20 protein-coding genes and 3 pseudogenes are annotated in these 20,776 nt (G+C 39.1%); 17 read left to right on the plus strand and 6 right to left on the minus strand.

Annotation, left to right across the window (positions count from 1 at the left end):
* Both GPK88_RS06165 and GPK88_RS06170 read left to right on the plus strand, forming a co-directional pair.
* Positions 1-5,896: SpaA isopeptide-forming pilin-related protein (locus tag GPK88_RS06165; RefSeq protein WP_215707605.1), on the plus strand; the 5,896-nt coding region annotated here is incomplete at its 5' end.
* A 503-nt stretch (positions 5,897-6,399) separates the two neighbouring features.
* Entirely contained in the window at positions 6,400-6,684 is a 285-nt protein-coding gene (locus tag GPK88_RS06170; RefSeq protein WP_173792511.1) for a hypothetical protein, read from the plus strand.
* A gap of 45 nt (positions 6,685-6,729) precedes the next feature.
* Here GPK88_RS06170 and GPK88_RS06175 read toward each other — a convergent pair whose 3' ends face one another.
* Genes GPK88_RS06175 through GPK88_RS06200 form a run of 6 tightly spaced genes read right to left on the minus strand, consistent with a single transcriptional unit; the run spans position 6,730 to position 10,455 of the window.
* Positions 6,730-7,008 (minus strand): helix-turn-helix domain-containing protein, encoded by a 279-nt coding sequence (locus GPK88_RS06175; RefSeq protein WP_092072478.1) that lies wholly within the window; start codon positions 7,006-7,008, stop codon positions 6,730-6,732.
* Positions 7,009-7,012: 4 nt separating this feature from the next.
* Positions 7,013-7,426: a dUTP diphosphatase gene (locus GPK88_RS06180; RefSeq protein ID WP_173690255.1), complete on the minus strand. Its 414-nt coding sequence runs from the start codon at positions 7,424-7,426 to the stop codon at positions 7,013-7,015.
* On the minus strand, positions 7,416-8,195 hold the full coding sequence (locus GPK88_RS06185) for an FAD-dependent thymidylate synthase (RefSeq protein WP_173690214.1): 780 nt from the start codon (positions 8,193-8,195) through the stop codon (positions 7,416-7,418). The genes GPK88_RS06180 and GPK88_RS06185 overlap by 11 nt, the downstream gene beginning before the upstream one ends.
* Positions 8,182-8,508 carry a hypothetical protein gene (locus GPK88_RS06190; RefSeq protein WP_029471619.1) on the minus strand — a complete coding sequence of 109 codons (327 nt, stop codon included), beginning with the start codon at positions 8,506-8,508 and terminating at the stop codon, positions 8,182-8,184. Before GPK88_RS06190 ends, GPK88_RS06185 begins: the two co-directional genes overlap by 14 nt.
* 29 nt (positions 8,509-8,537) lie before the next feature.
* Positions 8,538-10,091 (minus strand): relaxase/mobilization nuclease domain-containing protein, encoded by a 1,554-nt coding sequence (locus GPK88_RS06195; RefSeq protein ID WP_215707606.1) that lies wholly within the window; start codon positions 10,089-10,091, stop codon positions 8,538-8,540.
* Complete coding sequence (locus GPK88_RS06200; RefSeq protein WP_173690212.1) at positions 10,069-10,455, minus strand: plasmid mobilization protein; 387 nt, start codon at positions 10,453-10,455, stop codon at positions 10,069-10,071. The genes GPK88_RS06195 and GPK88_RS06200 overlap by 23 nt, the downstream gene beginning before the upstream one ends.
* Positions 10,456-11,082: 627 nt before the next feature.
* Between GPK88_RS06200 and GPK88_RS06205 the strand changes: the two genes are divergently transcribed.
* From GPK88_RS06205 to GPK88_RS19580, 15 genes and pseudogenes are all read left to right on the plus strand, one after another.
* A complete protein-coding gene (locus tag GPK88_RS06205; RefSeq protein ID WP_009245419.1) occupies positions 11,083-11,307 on the plus strand; it encodes a DUF6462 family protein in 225 nt (74 codons plus the stop codon).
* Positions 11,308-11,397: 90 nt separating this feature from the next.
* On the plus strand, positions 11,398-11,574 hold the full coding sequence (locus GPK88_RS06210) for a hypothetical protein (RefSeq protein ID WP_004843915.1): 177 nt from the start codon (positions 11,398-11,400) through the stop codon (positions 11,572-11,574).
* Positions 11,575-11,604: 30 nt separating this feature from the next.
* A complete protein-coding gene (locus GPK88_RS06215; RefSeq protein WP_173690211.1) occupies positions 11,605-12,831 on the plus strand; it encodes a site-specific integrase in 1,227 nt (408 codons plus the stop codon).
* Positions 12,832-13,004: 173 nt separating this feature from the next.
* Positions 13,005-13,481 (plus strand): annotated as a pseudogene (locus GPK88_RS06220) (lysine--tRNA ligase); the annotation flags it as partial.
* A 237-nt stretch (positions 13,482-13,718) separates the two neighbouring features.
* Complete coding sequence (locus GPK88_RS06225) at positions 13,719-13,988, plus strand: DUF6462 family protein (RefSeq protein ID WP_195566835.1); 270 nt, start codon at positions 13,719-13,721, stop codon at positions 13,986-13,988.
* On the plus strand, positions 13,978-14,205 hold the full coding sequence (locus GPK88_RS06230; protein WP_195566834.1) for a DUF6462 family protein: 228 nt from the start codon (positions 13,978-13,980) through the stop codon (positions 14,203-14,205). Before GPK88_RS06225 ends, GPK88_RS06230 begins: the two co-directional genes overlap by 11 nt.
* A gap of 14 nt (positions 14,206-14,219) precedes the next feature.
* The gene (locus tag GPK88_RS06235) at positions 14,220-14,570 is read left to right on the plus strand and encodes a TnpV protein (protein WP_195566833.1); all 351 of its coding nucleotides are present in this window, start codon (positions 14,220-14,222) and stop codon (positions 14,568-14,570) included.
* Between the two features lie 42 nt (positions 14,571-14,612).
* A complete protein-coding gene (locus GPK88_RS06240) occupies positions 14,613-14,792 on the plus strand; it encodes a hypothetical protein (protein WP_055225720.1) in 180 nt (59 codons plus the stop codon).
* A gap of 48 nt (positions 14,793-14,840) precedes the next feature.
* Positions 14,841-15,173 (plus strand): single-stranded DNA-binding protein, encoded by a 333-nt coding sequence (locus GPK88_RS06245; RefSeq protein WP_243279001.1) that lies wholly within the window; start codon positions 14,841-14,843, stop codon positions 15,171-15,173.
* Between the two features lie 176 nt (positions 15,174-15,349).
* A complete protein-coding gene (locus tag GPK88_RS06250) occupies positions 15,350-15,526 on the plus strand; it encodes a helix-turn-helix domain-containing protein (RefSeq protein WP_330418902.1) in 177 nt (58 codons plus the stop codon).
* Positions 15,527-15,541: 15 nt separating this feature from the next.
* Positions 15,542-18,352 (plus strand): DNA methyltransferase, encoded by a 2,811-nt coding sequence (locus GPK88_RS06255; RefSeq protein WP_195566832.1) that lies wholly within the window; start codon positions 15,542-15,544, stop codon positions 18,350-18,352.
* A 228-nt stretch (positions 18,353-18,580) separates the two neighbouring features.
* Entirely contained in the window at positions 18,581-19,477 is an 897-nt protein-coding gene (locus GPK88_RS06260) for a DUF6414 family protein (protein ID WP_059086431.1), read from the plus strand.
* Between the two features lie 7 nt (positions 19,478-19,484).
* A pseudogene (locus GPK88_RS19750) lies at positions 19,485-19,670 on the plus strand (hypothetical protein); the annotation flags it as partial.
* 405 nt (positions 19,671-20,075) lie between these two features.
* Positions 20,076-20,384 (plus strand): type II toxin-antitoxin system RelB/DinJ family antitoxin, encoded by a 309-nt coding sequence (locus tag GPK88_RS06265; protein ID WP_195566831.1) that lies wholly within the window; start codon positions 20,076-20,078, stop codon positions 20,382-20,384.
* A 71-nt stretch (positions 20,385-20,455) separates the two neighbouring features.
* A pseudogene (locus tag GPK88_RS19580) lies at positions 20,456-20,719 on the plus strand (type II toxin-antitoxin system RelE/ParE family toxin).
* Positions 20,720-20,776: the final 57 nt, after the last annotated feature.

Genomic DNA, 20,776 nt, shown 5'->3' on the forward strand with positions numbered 1-20,776 from the left:
AGAAGAGACTCCTGGAGAGGAAATCACCCCGCCATTAGAAGAGACTCCTGGAGAGGAAATCACCCCGCCATTAGAAGAGATTCCGGAGGAAGAAATTACTCCATCCCAGGGAGAGCTTTCAGAAGAAGAAAAAGCCTTCGAGGAGCAGATTGCACAAGAGGAATCACCGAAACTTCAGGAGATTTCCGAAGGATTTGATATTGATTTTTATGTCATTATTGATGGAAACAAGGTAAAGCTTCAGCATAATGACATTACCGGCATTGCAACATGGAAAGACGGAAGAACTACCTACTATGGTGTTTCCATCGAGGACCTGCTCCTGATATATGAAGAATTTGGATTTGTGAAAAATGGTGAGAATCAGAATCCGGATGCAAATAATAAGTTTGTATCTGCATACCGGGGAAAAAGCGGGATAGAATACGGAAAAGTTTATACAGACACAGAATCCGGAAAGACATATGTTTCTTACAATTATGGACAGAATAAACAAGGGGAAGCGATAGATGTTTACTACCTTCCAAATGGAAAAGGCGTTGCATTAAATTTAAAAGATTCTGTAAAAAAGGACAACTCGTTTTATTCCGTAGAGGTAAAGGGAGAAGGGCAGGATCGGATTCGTTATGCATTAACAGGAACTGTAGTGGAAGAAGCTGTGGCTGATTTTAATCCCCAATTGTCGGACCAGACAGACCAGATCGAATGGACCTGTATGGGAACAGATGATAAGGTGATAGATGGTATACGGGAATCAGGGAACCAGACGAGGTTCACAATCGGAAAGATCACACAGTCTTATGTGATCCAGAGAGCGGATCAGACAGCCTTTGACATTCAGTTTTATATATATGCAGACAATGAGGTTCGAAAGCTGCCGGCTGATTCTCTGAAAAAGGTGTATAAATGGAACCGTCAGGGCAGATGCTATTTATCTGTCAGTGATCTTGCTGAGATTTATAGAGAGTTCGGCTTGAATGCAGAGGAAACACAGTCCGGAAATTATTTTCCATATACAGTCCGTGGTGAGAAGACATTAGCACAGGCGACAGTGGTAACTTATAAAGGACAGCAATATGTATCTTATAACCTGGACAAGCAGGAAACAACTGTACCAACAGACGTTTATTATATGCCAAAAGGAGCATCTGATGGCGAAAAAATTCCGGATAATTATTCAGACCAGATGAAGCAGAATAAGAACAGTTTCTATTCGGTTACAGTGATCAATCCGGATGGAAATCGAACGGTGAGTTACTATAAGAAAGATTCTGCGGTCACAATTTCCGTTGATCCAGGAGATACGAAGGAAAGCGACTGGCTTTGTGCCAGTGAGGATGAAAATGAAACAATTTTTCCGGTGAAACAGGGCGATAAACTAACCTTTTCTATTGGGAAGATAGAGCAACCATATACGGTTGCATGCAGCACTTTTGCACCAGCAACCTTGAACATTAAATTCTATACTTTTGTAAATTATGAGAGATATAATGTTCTAAACGAAGAAATTCCTGTTATAAAAGATACTACAACAAAGCCGGGAACAGTTTATTATTATATTTCTAATGATGAGTTAAAAAAGCATTTTGAAAAATTTCATTACGATGGTTCTATTCAAAATGGAGCAAAAGAGCATTTTTATTATTCCAAGAGAGATTACGATACAATCCATAATGCAGGGAAATACACGATAGAAGGTCATGAATGTATTTATATAGGAAAGTCCGGAGAGCCGATGGATGTGTATTACCTGCCAGACGGACAGAATATTGCCACAATGAGTGCAAAGACCTTACTCGAACACGACGATGATAGATATAACGGTTTTTACAGTGTGACAGTACAGGATGACGATGGACAGGTTTACAGCCAAACAGCTTTGCGTGATCTTCCGGCAATTGATTTTGTTGCAAGAAAGTCAACACTTACAAGAACAGTTAGTACAAAGCCGCGTGTAGAAGAACAAACGCAGGATATAAACTGGGAATGCAGAGAGGAAGATGGTACTCTTTCAGCAGTTACATGGAGTAAAAATGAAGAAGAGCATACCATGAGCTTTACTATTAAGCCAGATGATGCAGTACGTCCATATGTGATTGTTCCTGATAATACAGAAAAACCGGCAGCAACAAAAGAAGCAAATATCAGTTTTTATGTATTTATCGATGGACATTATAAGCTGATAAAGAACCTCAATGCTGAGCAGCATTACATAATCAAAGCAAACAGTGGCCGAGCCAGTCGTTATTATTTGCGAGCTAAACCAGATGATACGATTTCTAAAATTTACAGTGAGTTTGGTTTCACTCCGAGCAAGCTGGAGCCCGGTGCAGATCAGAAAGAGAAGATTCTGTTTGGTTATGCGACAGACAGCCGTGTGTTTGTACAGCACCCTTATAAGGACAACGATGGTACATGGTATATTCCTGTCCTGAAAAACGGGAAAGATGTATCTGTCTATTATTTCTCACAGCCAAACCCACTGAATCCAGACAGAATCGAAAATTATTTTGATCGTTTGACAGGACTTTCTTCTCAGGTTGGGCTGGCAGGAAGACATTTCAGTGTAGAGGGAAGTTTTCATCTGATTGAAGTGTTGGATCCACTGAACCTGACCAAAAGAGAGGCGATTAAGAGACAGTATGTAGGCCATGGGGAAGCATATACTGTGGAAGTACCAAAGAGGGCAAGTTTAGAAGGTGAGTATTATGGCAAGGAGATTGTCTGGAGTTGTACATCTAATGACAGGGACGAAAATGAGGTTCTTCCGGAACCGTCCGGAGATGATAAGGTAAAATTTGAAATTCCGAATGTTAACTCATCTTATGAGGTGATCGCAGACAAACCGCTGGAGTCTGGGGCAGTCAGGGTTATCTATAATACAACTCGTTATATGAAGAAACTTCCTAAGGAAGCTAAGTTGACCCCTCAGGTTGAGAATAAGACAAGACATACAGATGATTATGAGAATGAAATAGAAGCTGGAAAACATAACGTTAAGTCACCATATCCTCTGGTTTATGATCATGAAGATAATGACAGCAAAGAGTTGGAACAGTATGAATTCGATCATTGGGATTACAGAAACAAAGACGGAAAGTGGCAGGAATGCGGTGCAGGGGATTCTATTTCTGATCTTATAAATAATAATGCAAGACAGCCAATCACCCTCTATGCAGCGTGGCGTAAGGTGAGTAACCAAAATCGAAAACAGGTACAGTTTTATATCTGTAAGTCAGCGATGCCGGAAGATGGTTCGGTAGCATTACCAACCACGAATGTAGACGATTATACAAGTGCGGTTGCCGTGGCAAACTGTAATGTGAAGGCAAGTATATTGCATGATGTTCCAGTTCTTGGAAATAAGAATCCATCTACGTGGGAACAGTATGCGGATGGAAATAAGAGAGTGCAAGAACTTTTGCAGGGAACTAAACCAGATGAGGGATATATTGGAAATGGAGACTATATCTACAAGATAGATAGAATTCCTTCCGATGAAGAGGTATTCCAGACAATTCGTGAAAGCGGACGTATGATTCGTATCGGAGACAGGGAGATTCCGCCATCGAAATTAGATACCGAATTCTTCACCATTTATTGGTATTCTTTCAAAAGTGAAATGTCCGATGGGTGGCATATTGACGGACGTATTGTAGCAAAAAATGGTTACCTGACAGTAAAGAAAGATTTTGTCGGAATGCCGGAAGCAATAGAGAAAGTCAAGAAAGATTATTATATCCAGGTAGATATGGATGAAAAGCTTTTAGATGGAAAACCTCAGCCACCTGCATTTCATGAGCATATGAAACTTGTGCTTCCTTCAGAAGATAGCCAGAAACCGGATGCAGAAGCTCCGCAAGCGGAGGATGCTCCAATAGAAGTTGTAGGTACATGGACAGATGATACACATACAAGCTGTACGTGGATCGTTAAGGCGGACTCATTCTGGAAATACACATTAAAAGAGTACAACTATAAGCCAAAAGATTCGAATGTGAAATTTTCAGGTTGGTACAATGTTCGCAATTCTCATGAACAAGGAGATAATGTAAATTCATGGGAAGCATATCCAGAAAGTGGAATTCAATTCACAGGACGTGGAATTGGACGCGGTGGTGAGACTCTTACTATTGAATTGGAGAACCGTTATCAGAAAGAGGGAATACTCACACTGAACAAATTTGATGAGTCTACCGGACGGGGAATGGAGAAGATCAATTTTGCTGTCAGTAAGAACGGTGTTGAGGAGGAAACGGTAACAACTGATAAATACGGAATCGCACAACTTCACATTCCGTTACAAGATGAAAACAAACAGAACAGAACAGTAACTGAGACGTATTTGTTGCGAGAGACAAACTTACCGACTGGATATGTAGACACAGGAGATATACAGATCACAGTTGAGATTGCCAATGGAGCATTCAAAATCACTGATGCAAAACTGGTGGATAGGGAGGCTAACGAAAATCAGGAGGCTGTTAAGGCACCAGTTGATGGTAAGATAGACGGAAAATCTGTTCTGCTTCAGCGAGGAGATACCAGCCTTAATATCCGAAATTTTGCTAAAACAGGCACTCTGCATATCAAAAAGACATGGGAAAATCCAAATGATGCACTGACGGAAAAACAGGTGAAAATCAGATTGTATCAGAATGGAATTTCTACAGGACAGGAATTCTTGCTGAATGAAGAGAACGGATGGGAACACACAGTCGACAATGTTCCACTATTCCAGGACAGAAATCCGGTGGAATATAAGGTGGAAGAAATCGAGATAGGAAAGACACATTATTCTTCGGACTACGGGGATGGTTTCCTATATTATGAAGTTATTTATCCAGAGATTCAGTATTTCGATTCAAATGGACAACAAATATTCCCGAAGGATGAGAATGAGTTCAAGGATGTTTCCAAGATGGAACTGGAAGTGCAGAATCTGCATTTCAATCTTGCTGAACGAAGTTTCTTAAAGACGGATGATCTTCCAAGAAACCGACTTGCTGGTGCAGGTTTTCTGTTCTACAAAGTACCGTATGATGATGTTACGAAAGAATATGCGGATGATACAGGATATACAGTAGATTATGACAATACACAGAGCAAGGACGATATCGTTCTGAAAAAGGATGGAAAAACGTGTACGACGTATCGTTCCTTAGAAACAGATGAAAATGGAATGCTTCAATTACCGGAGGACTTTGAGAACGGACGATACTGGATGGTAGAATCTGTTACTCCAAACAAAAAGGACAAAGCAGATAAAACCAAAACACAGTATCAGGATAATTTTAATTTATATATGGTCGATGTAGAATCCGATATTTTATTCCTATATGAGAAATCACCGATGACAAATACCTGGAGAACTATTTCGGACAGACATATCGTCAATCATCCGCAAAAAGGCGGGGTGACGGTTGAGATTACAAAGGAAGTCACTGGTCCACTTGGAAACCGCAAGAAGCCATTTGATATGGAAATTCTCTATTGGGAAGATGGTCAAAAGCTGCGTAGCAAGACAATTAGAACTTCTTTGAAACATGGAGATAAAGTTACATTAAAAAATGTAGATATATCTTCGGATATCATAATAACAGAAACTGTTGATACATCAAAATACGCTGTTTCGATTTCTAAAAAAGAAGAGAATGATAAGTATTCAAATCCAGTGCAGGCAACATCGAATGGAAATACAGCTGTCATGAAACAGCGGATTGAGGCTGCACGAGGAGATGTGATCGAGTTAAAAATCACAAACGAAAACACACAATTAATACCGGAAACAGGGGTTCGTCTGGGAACAAGCAGGCATGTATGGCTATTACTCGCTATAAGTATCGTTAGTCTTGGTTTGATTGTAGGATTATATAAAAAGAGAAAAATGAAGTAGCCATTATTTAAAGAAAACTGATCCATTGCGGTGGAATCAGTTTTCTTGTGTTATACGGTTTAAAACGTTTCTGATATTAGTGTTGAAGTGGTGGTGCAACGGTACGATTGATATCGTTGTTTGATATATGAGGAGCATTGAGTAGTACTGTGAAATTCTGCTGGATGATATCTAGTGTTTTCTGTTTTTTCTGCAATTCCTGTTTTTCTCGGACAGTAGCAGCTTGTTCAGATTCAAGATGTTCAATCCGCTTCTGAATTTTATTAGAGCTTGGGATTTTGGTAATACCGAGATCTTGCAGCTCTTTTTTTAGTGAATCGTGGAGCTAGTATTCTGCCTGATGCTTGGTACGGTAAGCTTTTGGATTTTTTGCAGATTTGCAATCTTCAATCACTTTACGGCAGAGCCGGTAAGAATCGCAGTGTTTTTGAATGACTTTCTGTGTACTCAGCTCACTGGTGATTTGAGCTATTCTCTGATCAGTCGCTTTAACAGAAGAAGCAATGAATCCGGAAGAAGATATAACTAATACTATTATGTATAAGGGTAATAGAAATTTTCTGATGCAATTTTTAGTAACAAGTTGCAAAAAAATGAAGGTGTATCATGTTGGTGACTCCCAGAATCGGGAAATGATTTTAGATAAATTCAGATTAGCTCTTTTAAATGAAGAGTATATTATTTCCACGGATATTCAGGAAATATTAGGACGTGGTTCTGTCTTGTCATTCCGGCAATCATTGCTGTATAAATTTTCTAAATCAAAGTTAGAGAAAATGTCTGCATAAAACAAATTCGTTTTACGCAGACGTTTTTTAGCTAGCGGGGAAAAATCAACCCAACTCTGCCCCAAGTTCATACCTCCAATACTCCGCGGCCTCATACTCTCTGGGTTCTGAGAGTACCGGTACGGTAAAGAGTTCAACCGGAACACCGAGTGTTGATGCGAAGAGTTTCATAAGATCCTCTTTCGGTGTTCGGACATCGCTTTCGTACTGAGCAATCCGGACATCGGCACAGCTGTCGGGAAAGCCAACAGCCATGCCAAGTTCTTTCTGAGTAAGATGATTTTTCTGTCTTAAGTGTTTTAATTTTCTTCCAAATGTAATCATAGTATTATTCTCCTGTACTTCCAAATGCCCCAGTTCCTCGTCCTTCACCAAGGTCCAGGACAAAGTCTGCGATCACGACTGGTGTGATTACCAGCTGACCGACGCGTGTGTCTTTATGAATGGTCTGAGAAGATGTGCTCACGTTACTGATAATGGCATGGATCTCACCACGGTAACCGGAGTCAATCGGTGGAAGTTCGCATACCAGTCCTTTTGCTGCCATGCTGCTTCGAGGAAAGACATATCCGGCAAATCCATCCGGGATGATGAGACCGAATCCAAGCGGAATTCTTGCAATCTCACCTGGTTTTAATACGCAATCATAAGGCATGAATACATCAGCACCGGCATCATTTTCATGTGGCCGGAAGGGATGATGATCTGCTTTCAGACCAAAGTCAATCAGTTTAATCTTTATAGCTGCTCACCTCCCTTCTGATGAGCAATGGATAATCTGCTTTTAAGATATCTGATGGCATCCAAAGTTTTGAAATAGGATTCTGGCAGGACATCTGTTTTTCCATGCAACTTCCTCTCTGACAGAATGGACCGGTCAGATCCGGTGCAAAAAGGATCGGGCTTAATTTGTACAATCTTTGCCAGATATAGAGCATCACAATCCTGGTTTCATCCGTATTCCTTCTGCAGGTTCTCTGGCCGATCATATGCTTCCACTGGTAAGGTGTCGCACTGATGATCAGTACGTTTCGAAGTCCCTGAGGTGTAGCATATCCGGCTGAATCATGATCAATGCCTAATTCACAAAGTTCTGCATAGTGATCCAGATCTGACTGACAGCTTTCCTTGTAAATATCCTGGATTTCTTTATCTGCTTTCATGATTCCATATGGAATAGCAAATGCAGCATGACCGGAATAATTGCTGTACTGCAGAGATGCACTCATGTACTTTACTTCGTTTTGATGCCTTGTGATCTGTGCCAGGAAGCGTCTGCTTGCACCAACAACAGCCACGGTAATGACCATGAATTTCTGTACTGTTGGATGGGGAAGTCCTGCAATGTTTTCTACGGTCTTCTGACTGTAGGATTGATGGTAAAGATCCATCAGATCTGCCATGTTCTGGATCGTATGTCCGTGTTGTGTGAGCCTGGCAGCAAAGACCATATTCTGTTCTGCTTCTCGGATCCCATAGCAGTTTAAGATAGCTGTTTCAATGTGATCCATAGGCCTGTTCCTCCTTTACCAGAGCTTTTAAAAGAATCAGATAATTGATGCAGTCTGTGATCTTTTCATCCCACTGTTCCATGTCAAAATGTAACAGAGTGGAATAACACATATCGTAAAGGGATACGACATGTTTCGACATCATACCGGCCAGTGCTGCTTTTGGATCGCAGTTTTGTAAAGCGGCAGCAATCTTGAATGCACTGAGGCGGTCAATATTGTCACCGGTATATTCTTTCTTTTTATGTGCCAGGATATCAGCACATTTCCTCATTTGAAGTTCAAATACAACATTAAATTCTTCTTGTGTCATGTAATAGTTCCTCCTTCGTTTTGTGATAGTTATCGTTCGAGATCTTTGGTTTTTGATCTCTCTGCTTCTGGAATCTGCATCTGAAGAATGGCATCAACATTCTGATCGGCAGTATCCAGATCTTTTAATTTTTCTTTCAAGCTGCTTATTGCTTCTTCTTCGGAAGCTATCTGCTGTTGCAGTTTTTCTTTTTGCAAAGTCAAGGCTTTTAGGCTTGTCATCTTTCCATCCTGATAAAAGGATCTCAGCCAATTTCTGGCTTCTTCATATTTCTGAATTTCCTTCGCATGTTCTTTTCGGTACTTTCCTTTGTACTTTGATTTTGAAAACTGGGAATAAACTTCTTTATTTGCATAGTACTGTCCGGTATAACGGATCTGATCGTTGAGGATCCTTAGATTGGACCGATGCTGAGCAACCTGTGTCTGCATTTCTTTTAGTTCTTGCTTTGATGCAAGCAGTGTGTTTTTCAAATCTGACTGCGTATCAAATCCATGTTCCTGCACATAGATAATGGTATTTGCCATTTGCTGCAGATTAGAAAGTTTTACCCGATGAGCATAAGCCGGGCTCTGCATTGCTTTCACATTTGTCTGAAGATTTACAACCAGGCACAGGTGAGATCTGACGTAGAGAATGGCCAATGGATCCTTGCGTAAGAAGGTCTGTTCCAGGTGTTCTTTTCCATATCGTGTTCCAAGTGCACGTTCAGAAATCCGCTTCTGTCGATCAGGATGAAGATAGCTGTATCTGCCACGATGCTCAATCACAGAGATCTGAAATAGTTCCAGAAGTTTAGATTGGAATTCATCAAAATTACTGGAAGTGACAGCACATTCATCAATCGCTTGTCGCAAATATTCTTTCTGCGTAAGGAATACGGTGGATGTTGGTTTGAGACCATCTTCGATAATTTTCCGATTGATCTCATCTATTGTTTGCTGGCCGTGTTTCTGTGCCATATACTCTTTCTGAGTGATTTTTCTTTCAGCCGGAGCAAGAAGATCTATCTGGTGAAGTCCTTCCTGTAGGCAACGATCCATGACAGTTTTCTTAAAAGTGTTCATGAATTTATCCGTGGAACGATGCTTGTATCCGGCAACTTCTTCATGTGGTTTATCCATATAAGGTTGCCTTTCCACTGCAGTCTTCCTCACACTGTTGATGACGATGTGAGTATGGATATTTCCGGATTCATTGTGGCCATCGGTGTGAGTAACTACCAGTGCCTGATATCCGGGAAACATCTGCTTTGCAAGTTCCAAACTGATTGTCTGTGCTCTCTCACCGGTAAGTCCATTTTCTGTAACATCGGCTGGATCATAGCTGATAATGTAGTGGTGACTTTTGATATCTTCACGTTTCTTGTTTTTGTGAAAATGAGCATTTGTCAGTTCACATTCCTTGTCAAAAGACATCGGATCACAGTTCAGACCATCCATATAAAACTCTTTTCGCAGGATGCTTCGACCGGATTCATCTACAATCTTTTTTCCGGTTTTTTCATCATGTTCAAACAGAAGGTAATTAATAGCAGCCGAGTAATTTGCATTTCTGCTTTTAATGTGTTTTACGATTGCCATTCATACCACCTGCCAGTTTCAGTACCTCTTTTCTCAATAGGAATAAGTCCGTGATACACTGATGGATTTCATTTTCTATAGCACGAGACTGACTGCCACCACTGTTAAAATGCTTGGCAATCTGATTGAGATTCGATCCGATTTTTCCATATTCACTGACCAGTTTTCTGAGATCGTTCATGTCTGCAACAACTTCAATTTGGTGATTGATTTGCTTTTCAAGCAGGAGTTTTCTCACATATTCAGAACGAGAAAGTCCTGTAACGTCAACGGCTTCATTTAATACTGCCAATTCAATATCCGTTAATTTTAATGTGATGATGTTACTCCTCTTGAGATTCTTTTCTTTCTTCTTTGGTGCCATAGTCCTCCTTCTTTTTTGATAAGACATCTTGGATGTGCGATTACACTTTTTAACCGGCTGTCCCTTCCGGTTATATAAAGTGCTGCGACTATCTTTGATAGAGAGCCAACAGATATCTTTGATGTCTGTACGAGGGTATGGGGAATCGGAATCCCCATCAAGAGGTTTACCCGGAGGTATGCCGTAGCCATAAAATGGCGATACGGTAATACCTGGGTGGATCTTGCTCTAATCTACGAACCCTCTTACATATACAAAAGATGGAGGGGGAAAATACAGGGTGTGAGAGAAAAGAATTTTAGAAAAATCAAAATAACTCAAAAACTTGACTTTTAACATCACTAAAGTTAAAACGAAAGTAAATGAGTTAAAAGGAGAACGAGAAATATGTTTACAAGCGTATTCGGGATTTCTATAAAATATGAAGCATGGAATCATCAGGATTCTTTGCCTGTTTATATTGCAGGGAGAAATGAAGAATTACCGTTTCGTGCTACAATTTGAACGATAATACATAAATTTTCTCTAAAGCCAAAAAAATTTCATATTAGAGGCTGTATTTTCACCCTCCTTCTTTTGTATATATGAAAGATATTTTTTTTATGTACGAAGGAAGGAGGTTTTTTCATGCCTAAAGTCAGAAAAGAAATTCCAGAATTGGAAAAGCTGGTGCAGGTCGGAAGAAAGAAATTTGTCCGTTATGAGGAAGGGGCACAATTATATTCTATGGGGTTGCATACATTTCAGGAATTAGCGAAAGATGCGAAAGCAGTCTATCATGTGAAGAGAGTTGTTCTGGTCAATACAGAGATTGTGGATGAATATCTTGAAAATTTCAGAGATGAATTATAAAAAATAAAATGTAATACATGAGGAGCAAAATACGTTTGACTTGTTGTCGGACATAAAGTATAATAGTGTTGTAAGGAAGGAGGAAATAGTATGGCAAAGATGGGAAGACCAAAGAGTGATGATCCCATGAATTATCGTTTCACCATCCGTTTCTCCAATGCTGAGCAGAAGCAATTGGAAGCTTATGCTGAAAAGTACGATCTTACAAAAGGGCAGGTGCTTAAGAAAGGATTGGAACTATTATACCGACAGGATAAGCACAGCTAAGATGCTCCTCACGATTAGTGAGGTGAGAGGATGGCAAAATCAAGAAAAGACAGCCGGGGGTATGTGTTGCGAACCGGTGAGAGTCAGAGAAAAGACGGTCGCTATTCTTATTCTTATACAGATTTAGATAAAAATAGACGAACTGTTTACGCAAAAACATTGGTTGAACTCAGAGCAAAAGAAAGAAAAATCATCCGCGACAAAGAAGATGGACTGAATCCGCAGCTGGCTGACAGGATGACGCTGAATGAACTGTATGATCGGTTTATCGAACAGAAATATGATTTGAAACCATCAACAAAAGTGAATTATCTCTATATGTATAATCACTTTGTCAGACCAACATTTGGAAAAAGACTGATTGGTAAGATCAAATATTCTGATGTGAAAAAATTCTATTATCGTATTATCCTGGATGAAGAAATGAAAGCAAATACGCTGGATAGTATACATACACAGTTGCATCCGGCATTCCAGATGGCTGTAAGGGATGGACTGCTCAGACAAAATCCGACAGACGGATTAATGGCAGAAATCAAAAAGAGCCATATCTGGGAAGATAATCCGAGACATGCGCTTACGATTCCACAGCAGAAAGCTTTTATGGATTACTTAAAAGCCCATCGGGAATATCAAGGATGGGTACCTATTATAACGGTCCTTCTTGGAACAGGAATGCGAATTGGTGAATGCATCGGTCTTCGATGGGATGACCTGGATTTTGAAAAGCGCATTATCAGTGTGAATCATACTTTTATCTACAGACCTGATGAAAACAGAAAATCGGTCAAGCATATTTCTACACCAAAGACGATTTCAGGACGGAGAACCATTCCGATGATCGATGAAGTGTTCAATGCTTTTTTGGATGAGTATGAGATCCAAAAGTGCATTGGCTTTTCCTCAGAAGAGATTGATGGATATTCAAATTTCGTTTTTGTAACGGCAACCGGAACGGTATATTTACCAAATGCAGTTAATCGAGCGATTGAAAGGGCAAGAGTTGCATATAACAAAGAAGAAATAGAAAAAGCAGAGAAAGAGGATAGAGAACCACTCATTATCCCTCATTTTTCAGCCCATCATTTGAGGCACACATTCTGCACAAGACTGTGTGAGAATGAATCGAATTTGAAGGTGATCCAAAGTATCATGGGTCACTCAGATATTACAACAACCATGGATGTTTATGCGGAAGCGACACAGGAGAAAAAGCAGGAAATTGTTGCAAATCTCCAGGGAAAGATTATAATATAAGTAGAGAATTGTCTTGTTACTTGAAGAGACAATCTATATATCAAAACAATTTGTACAACACGAATGACACAGCCGACTTGTGGCTCTATGGACCTCAGTGGAAGACCAAAAAAATCGGTTTTTGGATGTGTACGGTGCCTGACGGAGCTCGGTGGACAAGGGTGGAAGGAATCGTTCAATTAATCCCGACAATGAAGTCACTGGACGCTGATAAGAAATCTGCGAAGTCAGAAAACAGCACTTCCACAGCAGCACCGGAGAAAGAAGAAGTTATCGACTTCTCCAAGGTAAAGGTAGAGCCTTTATTTGAGGAATTTGTTGATTTCGATACTTTCAGCAAGTCAGATTTCAGAGCTGTAAAGGTAAAAGCTTGTGAAGCAGTTAAGAAATCCAAGAAGCTGTTACAGTTTACTCTGGATGACGGAACAGGCACAGATCGTACGATTTTAAGCGGTATTCACGCTTATTACGAACCAGAAGAACTGGTTGGAAAGACGCTTATCGCTATCACTAACCTGCCGCCGAGAGCCATGATGGGAATTGAATCCTGTGGAATGCTTCTCAGTGCAATCCATGAGGAAGAGGGCGAAGAAAAACTTCATCTTCTGATGGTTGATAACCATATTCCGGCTGGTGCAAAGCTGTACTAAAATTAAATATAAAATGTCTAAAACCATGATGTCAGACCGCATTTGACAACAAAATTTGGGAGAATGATGAATCGTTATGAAGCATGACGAATTTCAGGTGAAAGGGCACAGGTTTGGGCAATGAAGTAAGAGCACTTCTTAGAGTTAATCTAAGAGGTGCTTTTTTCGTCCTTGGAAAGTCACATCCCAGCGGTCAGCTTCTGTAAAACAGTAAATCTAATTTTGGAGGAAAACATCATGGGTAAAAGTTATAAACCAATTACAAGTATGAAAGAAGTACCAGAGCAGCTTAGAAAATTACGCCGACAGTATCTGCGCTATCAACAGGCAGAAATCATTTACAGTATCTCCCATAAGAAACTTTTGGAACTTGCAAGTGATGCAGGTGCGATTTACAGAATAGATGGAACGGTACTGATTAACAAGGATATTTTTGATACTTATCTGGAACGATTCCATGAACCGGCGACAGGAAAAGGTAAGGAGGAAATGTCAGATGAGCGGTAATGTATGGATGTTTTCAGATGAGATTGACGACGAAGATCTGGAATTTATGAGCCATGACTATATGACCTACAATATGGCATGTGAATATTACAGGCTGGGAATCAAACCAGTAGTCCGTATGGCACATGAAGCTGGGGCAGTATATAAGATTGGGAAGAAAGTACTGATTCGTAGAAGTATATTTGAAGCGTATCTGCGAGAGCAGAGGAAGATTTGATAGAGGAGAAGAACATGAGTGAACAGAGAAAAATAATACACGATGATAACAATGGACTAGATTATGTGCTGGTAGGAGATTATTACATACCGATGTTAGCCTTGCCGGAGGAAAACCGACCGATTGGTTACTGGGGAATACTTCGGAAACAATATCTGAAAAAACATAAATCAGGGATGTATTCTTATCTTTTGTTGACCGGAAAACTGGATCGCTATCTGGCAGATCTTAACGAACAGGCACAGGAACGGTATGAGCTGATTGAAGCACAAATGAGAATTGCGGATGGAGTTACCGAGAAACTGAAGAGTCAGAATCCTATGGAATGGGTGCGACAGTGTAACAACATCAGGAATCGTGTGTAGGAAATTGTATTGAGTGAATTGGTATATGTATAGGAGGAGCGTATGAGATACAGGATTGAATATGCAGATGGAAGATGCTGCAATTTTGCAAACAGCAGAAAAGATTTACTGGATTGGTTGAAATTGCTGAAAGATGAACAGATTGTTGATATTCGTAAAATATATAAAAGTGGTGTTACTGATTCAGTTCTAGATAGTTACCGGAGTTATCTGAAACAGTGAGATAACATGGAAAGGGCAGGTGTAAATCTATGAAATTGACAGAGGAGATTGAAGAATTATACTCTGGCAGTGAACAGAAGATATAAACGTGACGGAGAACAGGAAGCAGATTTTATTTCGTGTATCACGTTTGGTAAGAGTGCAGAGTTCGCACAGAAATATCTTCACAAAGGAATGAGGATTGTGATTGGCGGTCGTATCAGTACCGATAGTTATAAGGATAAGGACGGGAAAACAATTTATACTACAGATGTGATTGTGGAAGAACATGAATTTGCCCAGAACAAGGACAGCGGTGCTGGGGTAGATTCATCAGAAACATCGAAAACAGATAAGGACGGATTTATGGAAGCATCTGAAGGAGAAATTCCATTTAATTAATTTAGAATAAATGGTTGGAGAGGATGCCTAGACAAAATGCATCCTCTTTTCCATTTTTACAGAAGATATCAAAAACACAGATATTCAACCTAACGAAATCGTGATATAATCAAAATATGTTTGAACGAAAAATACGGAGGTAGCTTATGGGCGTAAGTTATAACAGATTATGGAAAATGCTCATAGATAAAAATATGAAGCGGATAGAAATGCAGTACCTTACTGGGATCAGCGGAAACATTCTTGCACGGATGGGGAAAAACCAATATGTATCAATGGAGACGATTGAGAAAATTTGCAAGAAACTGGACTGCACCGTGGATGAGATGATGGAATTTACAGATGATGAATAATAGGAGGTTGCTGCAATGACAGATACACAACAAAGAGTAGCTGCGAAAGCATTTGCGAAAAACTGGAAAGACCGTGGATATGAAAAAGGCGACAGCCAGATTTTCTGGGTGGAGCTTCTCACAACGGTATTTGGTGTGACGGAAATATCACAGTTTATTTCTTTTGAAGATCAGGTACACCTTGACCATACCAGTTTTATTGACGGGTATATCGAGAAAACCCATGTCATGATTGAACAGAAAAGTATCAACAAGAGCCTGACAGCTGCTATCCGACAGTCCGATGGATCTATGCTGACACCATTTGAACAGGCAAAAAGATATTCTTCTGAATTGCCGTATTCAAAAAGACCAAGATGGATTGTTACCAGTAATTTCCAGTCGTTCTATATTTATGACATGGAAAAGCCGGGCGGTGATCCGGAGATTATCCAGTTGGAGAATCTGGAAAAAGAATATTATCGGTTACAGTTCCTTGTGGACGAGGGAAACACAAATCTTCAGAAAGAAATGGAAGTTTCCATTGCCGCAGGTGAAATTGTAGGGTTGCTGTATGATGCACTGGCAAAACAATATGCCGATCCAACAACAGAGCGTGCAATGAAAAGTCTGAATATCCTTTGTGTTAGGATGGTATTCTGCCTGTATGCAGAGGATGCCGGCATTTTCGGACAGCATGGTATGTTCCATGATTATCTGGAAGAATTTGATGCAAGAAAAATGAGAAAAGCAATGATTGAACTTTTCCAGATCCTTGATACAAAGCCGGAGGATAGAGATCCTTATTTGAAAGATGATAACCCACAGCTTGCAGCTTTTCCGTATGTAAATGGTGGACTTTTTGCAAATGAAGATATTGAGATTCCGCCTTTTACGGATGAAATCAGAAATCTTTTATTAGAAAAAGCATCAGCAGATTTTGACTGGTCAGAAATCAGTCCGACCATATTTGGTGCTGTGTTCGAGAGTACGTTGAATCCAGAGACAAGACGCTCCGGCGGTATGCATTACACCAGCATTGAGAATATTCACAAGGTTATTGATCCACTGTTTCTGGACGATCTGAAAAATGAGTTGAAAGAAATTCAGCAGATAACCGTGCAGAGAACAAAAGATAAAAAGCTGAGAGACTTCCAGACGAAGCTGGCAAGTCTTAGATGGCTTGATCCTGCATCTGGAAGTGGAAATTTCCTTACAGAGACATATATCAGTATCCGGCGATTGGAGAATGAAGTCATAAAAGAATTGCAGAGAGGACAGATTACTTTTGGCTTTGATGAATCTTCCCCGATTCATGTTTCTATTGATCAGTTTTATGGAATTGAGATTAATGATTTTGCTGTTACAGTTGCCAAGACTGCATTGTGGATTGCAGAATCCCAGATGATGAAAGAGACAGAAGATATCGTTCATATGAATCTGGATTTTTTGCCATTGACAACTAATGCGTTTATCGTGGAAGGTAATGCACTTGAATTAGATTGGGAAAGTGTTGTATCAAAGTATGAAGTATCTTATATAATGGGGAATCCACCATTTGTCGGAGCTCGTCTTATGGAGCAAGGGAGTGTACAGAAGAGAGAAGTCCAAAATATTTTCGGAAAAATTAAAGATGTGCAAGATTTAGATTATGTGACATGTTGGTATAAATTAGCGGCAGAGTATATCCAGAATACAAAAATACAAGTATGTTTTGTTTCTACGAACTCTATTTGTCAGGGATCACAAGTTCCAATTTTATGGAATGTTTTATATAAAAATTATCGGATCCATATTAATTTTGCATATCAGACATTTAAATGGAGTAGTGAATCATCAACGCAAGCCGCAGTCCATTGTGTTATTGTTGGCTTCGCTCAATTTAATCGAGAAGAAAAAAGATTGTTTTCAACAGAAATGACGAGTAAGATTGTATCAAATATAAGTCCTTATTTGGTTGAGGGAAGTGATACGTTTGTCATTGCAATGAAAGAGTCTCTTGATGGAATGCCTAAAATGAATTTCGGGAATCAACCACGGGATGGTGGATATTTTGTGATAAAAGAAGAAGAGTATCAAGAGATTATGGAAAAAGAACCAGAACTAAAAAAATGGATTCATCCATATATTGGTGCTGATGAATTTATCAAGGGGAAAAAACGATGGTGCTTGTGGCTGAAACATGCTTCTCCGAAAGAAATCATGGCTAGTAAAATTCTTTCTGAAAAAGTAGAAAAAGTAAGACAATTTCGACTTTCGTCAAAAGCAAAAACAACAAATGGTTATGCGAAAGTTCCACAATTGTTTGCTCAGATAACACAGCCAGATGATGTAGATTTTCTTATTATTCCAAGCGTGTCATCGGAACGTAGAAGATATGTCCCGATTGGTTTTGCAACTCAGGATATTATTTCATCAAATGCAGTGCAGATTGTTCCTAATGCAACTTTGTATCATTTTGGTGTATTAACATCTAACGTTCACATGGCTTGGATGCGTGCTGTTTGCGGAAGACTGAAAAGTGATTATAGATATTCAAAAGAAATTGTATATAATACATTTCCATGGCCAAAACCAACAGAAGAACAAAAAATTAAGATTGAACAGACAGCGCAAATGATTCTTAATGCAAGAGAACAATATTCAGATTGTAGTTTGGCAGATATGTATGGAGAAAAAATGTACTTATTTCCTGAATTAGTCAAAGCACATCAAGATAATGATCGAGCTGTCATGCAAGCATACGGATTTACAAAAGGCAGTGAAGCCTATAAAAGCGAAGCAGCCTGTGTTGCAGAATTGATGAAACTTTATCAGAAGAAAGTAGAAGAACTTGAAAAAAGATAACACGCCGGATACGGCATAATTCTCTTAGCAAAGCTAAGAGCGCACTTCTATACAGGTGATGGGATCTGCCTGTATCGTGCGACCAGCGGTGCTGTTTATGGATTTGAAAAATTTCAATTCAGAAATACAGCAAAATCGTAGATTTCGGATAATGGTGCGTCTTCAGCTGTGCATCATGAATTTTTATTCAAAAAATATGCTATAGATAAATGAAGGAAGGGTAAAATTGTGGAACATAATATAAAATCAGATAGACTTATTATTCCGATATATATAAATGAAAAAATTGTTTTGGATATGCTTGCTATTATGGAAGATGGATTTTCAATGGTGAGTCAAATTAATTATACAGAGCATAAAGAAAATAGTTCTTCACAGAAAATTGATGCGGGAATTTCAACATCTGCCAGTATCTTAAGTAAGTTATTAAAAATTGATGTTTCTGGTGGAATAAGCCATGAAGGAAATAAAGGCGAAAATGAAAGTATTGTTAAAGAAAAGATACATACAAATGTTTCTCTTTTATCAAAGTTTCGAGGATTTTTAGTACAACAAAAGATATTAAAATCTGATTTGGATTTTTTAAAAATGCAAGTAGGTGATTTTATCGAAGTTGAAGGAGAATTACAAAAGAATCCGATAATAAATTATATGGATAGTTTCATTGATTTATTTCGTATGGCAAATATTTTCGCAGAACAACCTCAAGTAGGGGGTAAAACACAGGCAAAAAATCAAAAGAAAAAAGATGATGAAATGGTAAAGCAAATTAAATTATTTGCGGATGAATTAAAACATAGTGGAACAATAGATTTTATATTATCAGATAACAAAGGAACGACTGTCTTGTCAGTCCAAGAACAATATCTTGCGAATGATAATATATCAGAAATCATTGGTGGGCATTTTAAAGTTCTTGGAAAAGTAATATTCATATGCAAAGAGGATACAGAAAACATTGATTTACTCAGAAAAACATCGTTATCGATTTTGCAGGAAGACTTATTAAATGAAATGTTTGCAGAATTTAAAACGGAGGATATGAAACAATTTAATTTGCCGGAATTAAAGACGAAAATAGAAGGACCGGCTGCTATTGTGATCCCAATTGCTATTTATGCATAGGGAAAAAATGTTTTTTAATGGATGTATATTTTATGTGGAGGTTGCAAGAGCAAACCAGACCGATCTTGTGTCTTTTCTGAACGAACAAGGGGAACAGTTGATGAAAAGTGGCAGAGAATACCGTTGGAAAAAGCATGACAGTGTAACGATATCCGGAAATCGATGGTATCGGCATAGTCAGAGTACAATTGGCTAAAGATGATTATAATAAGGCAATAGAGGCGCATGAATCGGGTAGTCATGTCGAAGTGATTGGGGAAATTGAAGATAATGGTAAAAGGAAAAAATTAATGACGGCAGAGTCATTTTCCATTATTGATTAGCGCAAAGTAATTAAATAGTAGGGTACGAGAGACCATTTTTGTAAAAATACAGAAGTGGTCTTTTTGTATCCGAAATATCGGATTAATTAAAAACAAGAAAAGCGTATCAGACTAAAAGATTGATAGTGGCAGAGTGCTTACAAAAATACAGAGTTTTATAGATAACCTCTCTGCCGTCTGCCACCTGCCAGCGTATGAATGATAAATAAGATTGCGAACTGCTTGCAATTTGCAATCAAATGAAATATAATGAACAAAAAAAGGAGGCGATATCTATGGCAAGAACAGCAAATGTATTTGCACGTGTTGAGCCTGAAGTGAAAGAACAGGCAGAGCAGGTGCTTGATCGACTTGGAATTCCAATGTCCAATGCAGTAGGAATGTTTCTGAGACAGATTGTACTCCAGAGAGGAATTCCTTTTGAGATAAAACTTCCAGCTTATGAGGAGCCTGTGGCATATGGCTCTCTGACAAAGAAACAGTTCAATGCAGAAATAGAAAAAGGCATGGAAGATATTAAGGCTGGCAGAGTGTATTCAGCAGATGAAGTTGAAGCAGAAATGAAACAGGAATTTGGTATATGAAATATAAAGTGATGTATACAGCAGGAGCAAAGAAAGATCTGCGAAATATTTTCAGATATATTTCAGAGTAACTGTTAGCTCCGGAGAATGCTGCAGGACAGGCAGAGCGGATTATGACGGCAATTCGGAAGCTGGATACTATGCCGAATAGAAATCGGCTCTATGAGTAAGAACAGTGGCACAGCAGAGGACTTCGATTCTTTCCGGTGGATAATTATCTGGTATTTTACAAAACAGATGATGAAACTGAAATAGTATATGTAGTGCGAATTATGTATGGTGGACGTGATATTCATAAACAGTTAAGCCAAACAGAAGACGTTTCAGTAAATTAAAACAGAATATGGAACAAAAACACGAGCAGTTAGTCTATGAAAAATAGGTTAGCTGCT

Source organism: Blautia sp. MCC269, from assembly GCF_018785655.1.
In the GTDB taxonomy this organism is placed as follows: Bacteria; Bacillota; Clostridia; order Lachnospirales; family Lachnospiraceae; genus Blautia_A.

Excerpts from the sequence above, each read along its gene's own strand:
- GPK88_RS06235 (WP_195566833.1), top strand. The coding sequence starts at position 14,220 with ATGAGTGAACAGAGAAAAATAATACACGATGATAACAATGGACTAGAT.
- GPK88_RS06195 (WP_215707606.1), bottom strand. The coding sequence starts at position 10,091 with ATGGCAATCGTAAAACACATTAAAAGCAGAAATGCAAATTACTCGGCT.
- GPK88_RS06175 (WP_092072478.1), bottom strand. The coding sequence starts at position 7,008 with ATGATTACATTTGGAAGAAAATTAAAACACTTAAGACAGAAAAATCAT.
- GPK88_RS06215 (WP_173690211.1), top strand. The coding sequence starts at position 11,605 with ATGGCAAAATCAAGAAAAGACAGCCGGGGGTATGTGTTGCGAACCGGT.
- GPK88_RS06225 (WP_195566835.1), top strand. The coding sequence starts at position 13,719 with ATGGGTAAAAGTTATAAACCAATTACAAGTATGAAAGAAGTACCAGAG.
- GPK88_RS06185 (WP_173690214.1), bottom strand. The coding sequence starts at position 8,195 with ATGGATCACATTGAAACAGCTATCTTAAACTGCTATGGGATCCGAGAA.
- GPK88_RS06200 (WP_173690212.1), bottom strand. The coding sequence starts at position 10,455 with ATGGCACCAAAGAAGAAAGAAAAGAATCTCAAGAGGAGTAACATCATC.
- GPK88_RS06255 (WP_195566832.1), top strand. The coding sequence starts at position 15,542 with ATGACAGATACACAACAAAGAGTAGCTGCGAAAGCATTTGCGAAAAAC.
- GPK88_RS06170 (WP_173792511.1), top strand. The coding sequence starts at position 6,400 with ATGAATCCGGAAGAAGATATAACTAATACTATTATGTATAAGGGTAAT.
- GPK88_RS06240 (WP_055225720.1), top strand. The coding sequence starts at position 14,613 with ATGAGATACAGGATTGAATATGCAGATGGAAGATGCTGCAATTTTGCA.
- GPK88_RS06205 (WP_009245419.1), top strand. The coding sequence starts at position 11,083 with ATGCCTAAAGTCAGAAAAGAAATTCCAGAATTGGAAAAGCTGGTGCAG.
- GPK88_RS06190 (WP_029471619.1), bottom strand. The coding sequence starts at position 8,508 with ATGACACAAGAAGAATTTAATGTTGTATTTGAACTTCAAATGAGGAAA.
- GPK88_RS06250 (WP_330418902.1), top strand. The coding sequence starts at position 15,350 with ATGCTCATAGATAAAAATATGAAGCGGATAGAAATGCAGTACCTTACT.
- GPK88_RS06265 (WP_195566831.1), top strand. The coding sequence starts at position 20,076 with ATGGCAAGAACAGCAAATGTATTTGCACGTGTTGAGCCTGAAGTGAAA.
- GPK88_RS06210 (WP_004843915.1), top strand. The coding sequence starts at position 11,398 with ATGGCAAAGATGGGAAGACCAAAGAGTGATGATCCCATGAATTATCGT.
- GPK88_RS06230 (WP_195566834.1), top strand. The coding sequence starts at position 13,978 with ATGAGCGGTAATGTATGGATGTTTTCAGATGAGATTGACGACGAAGAT.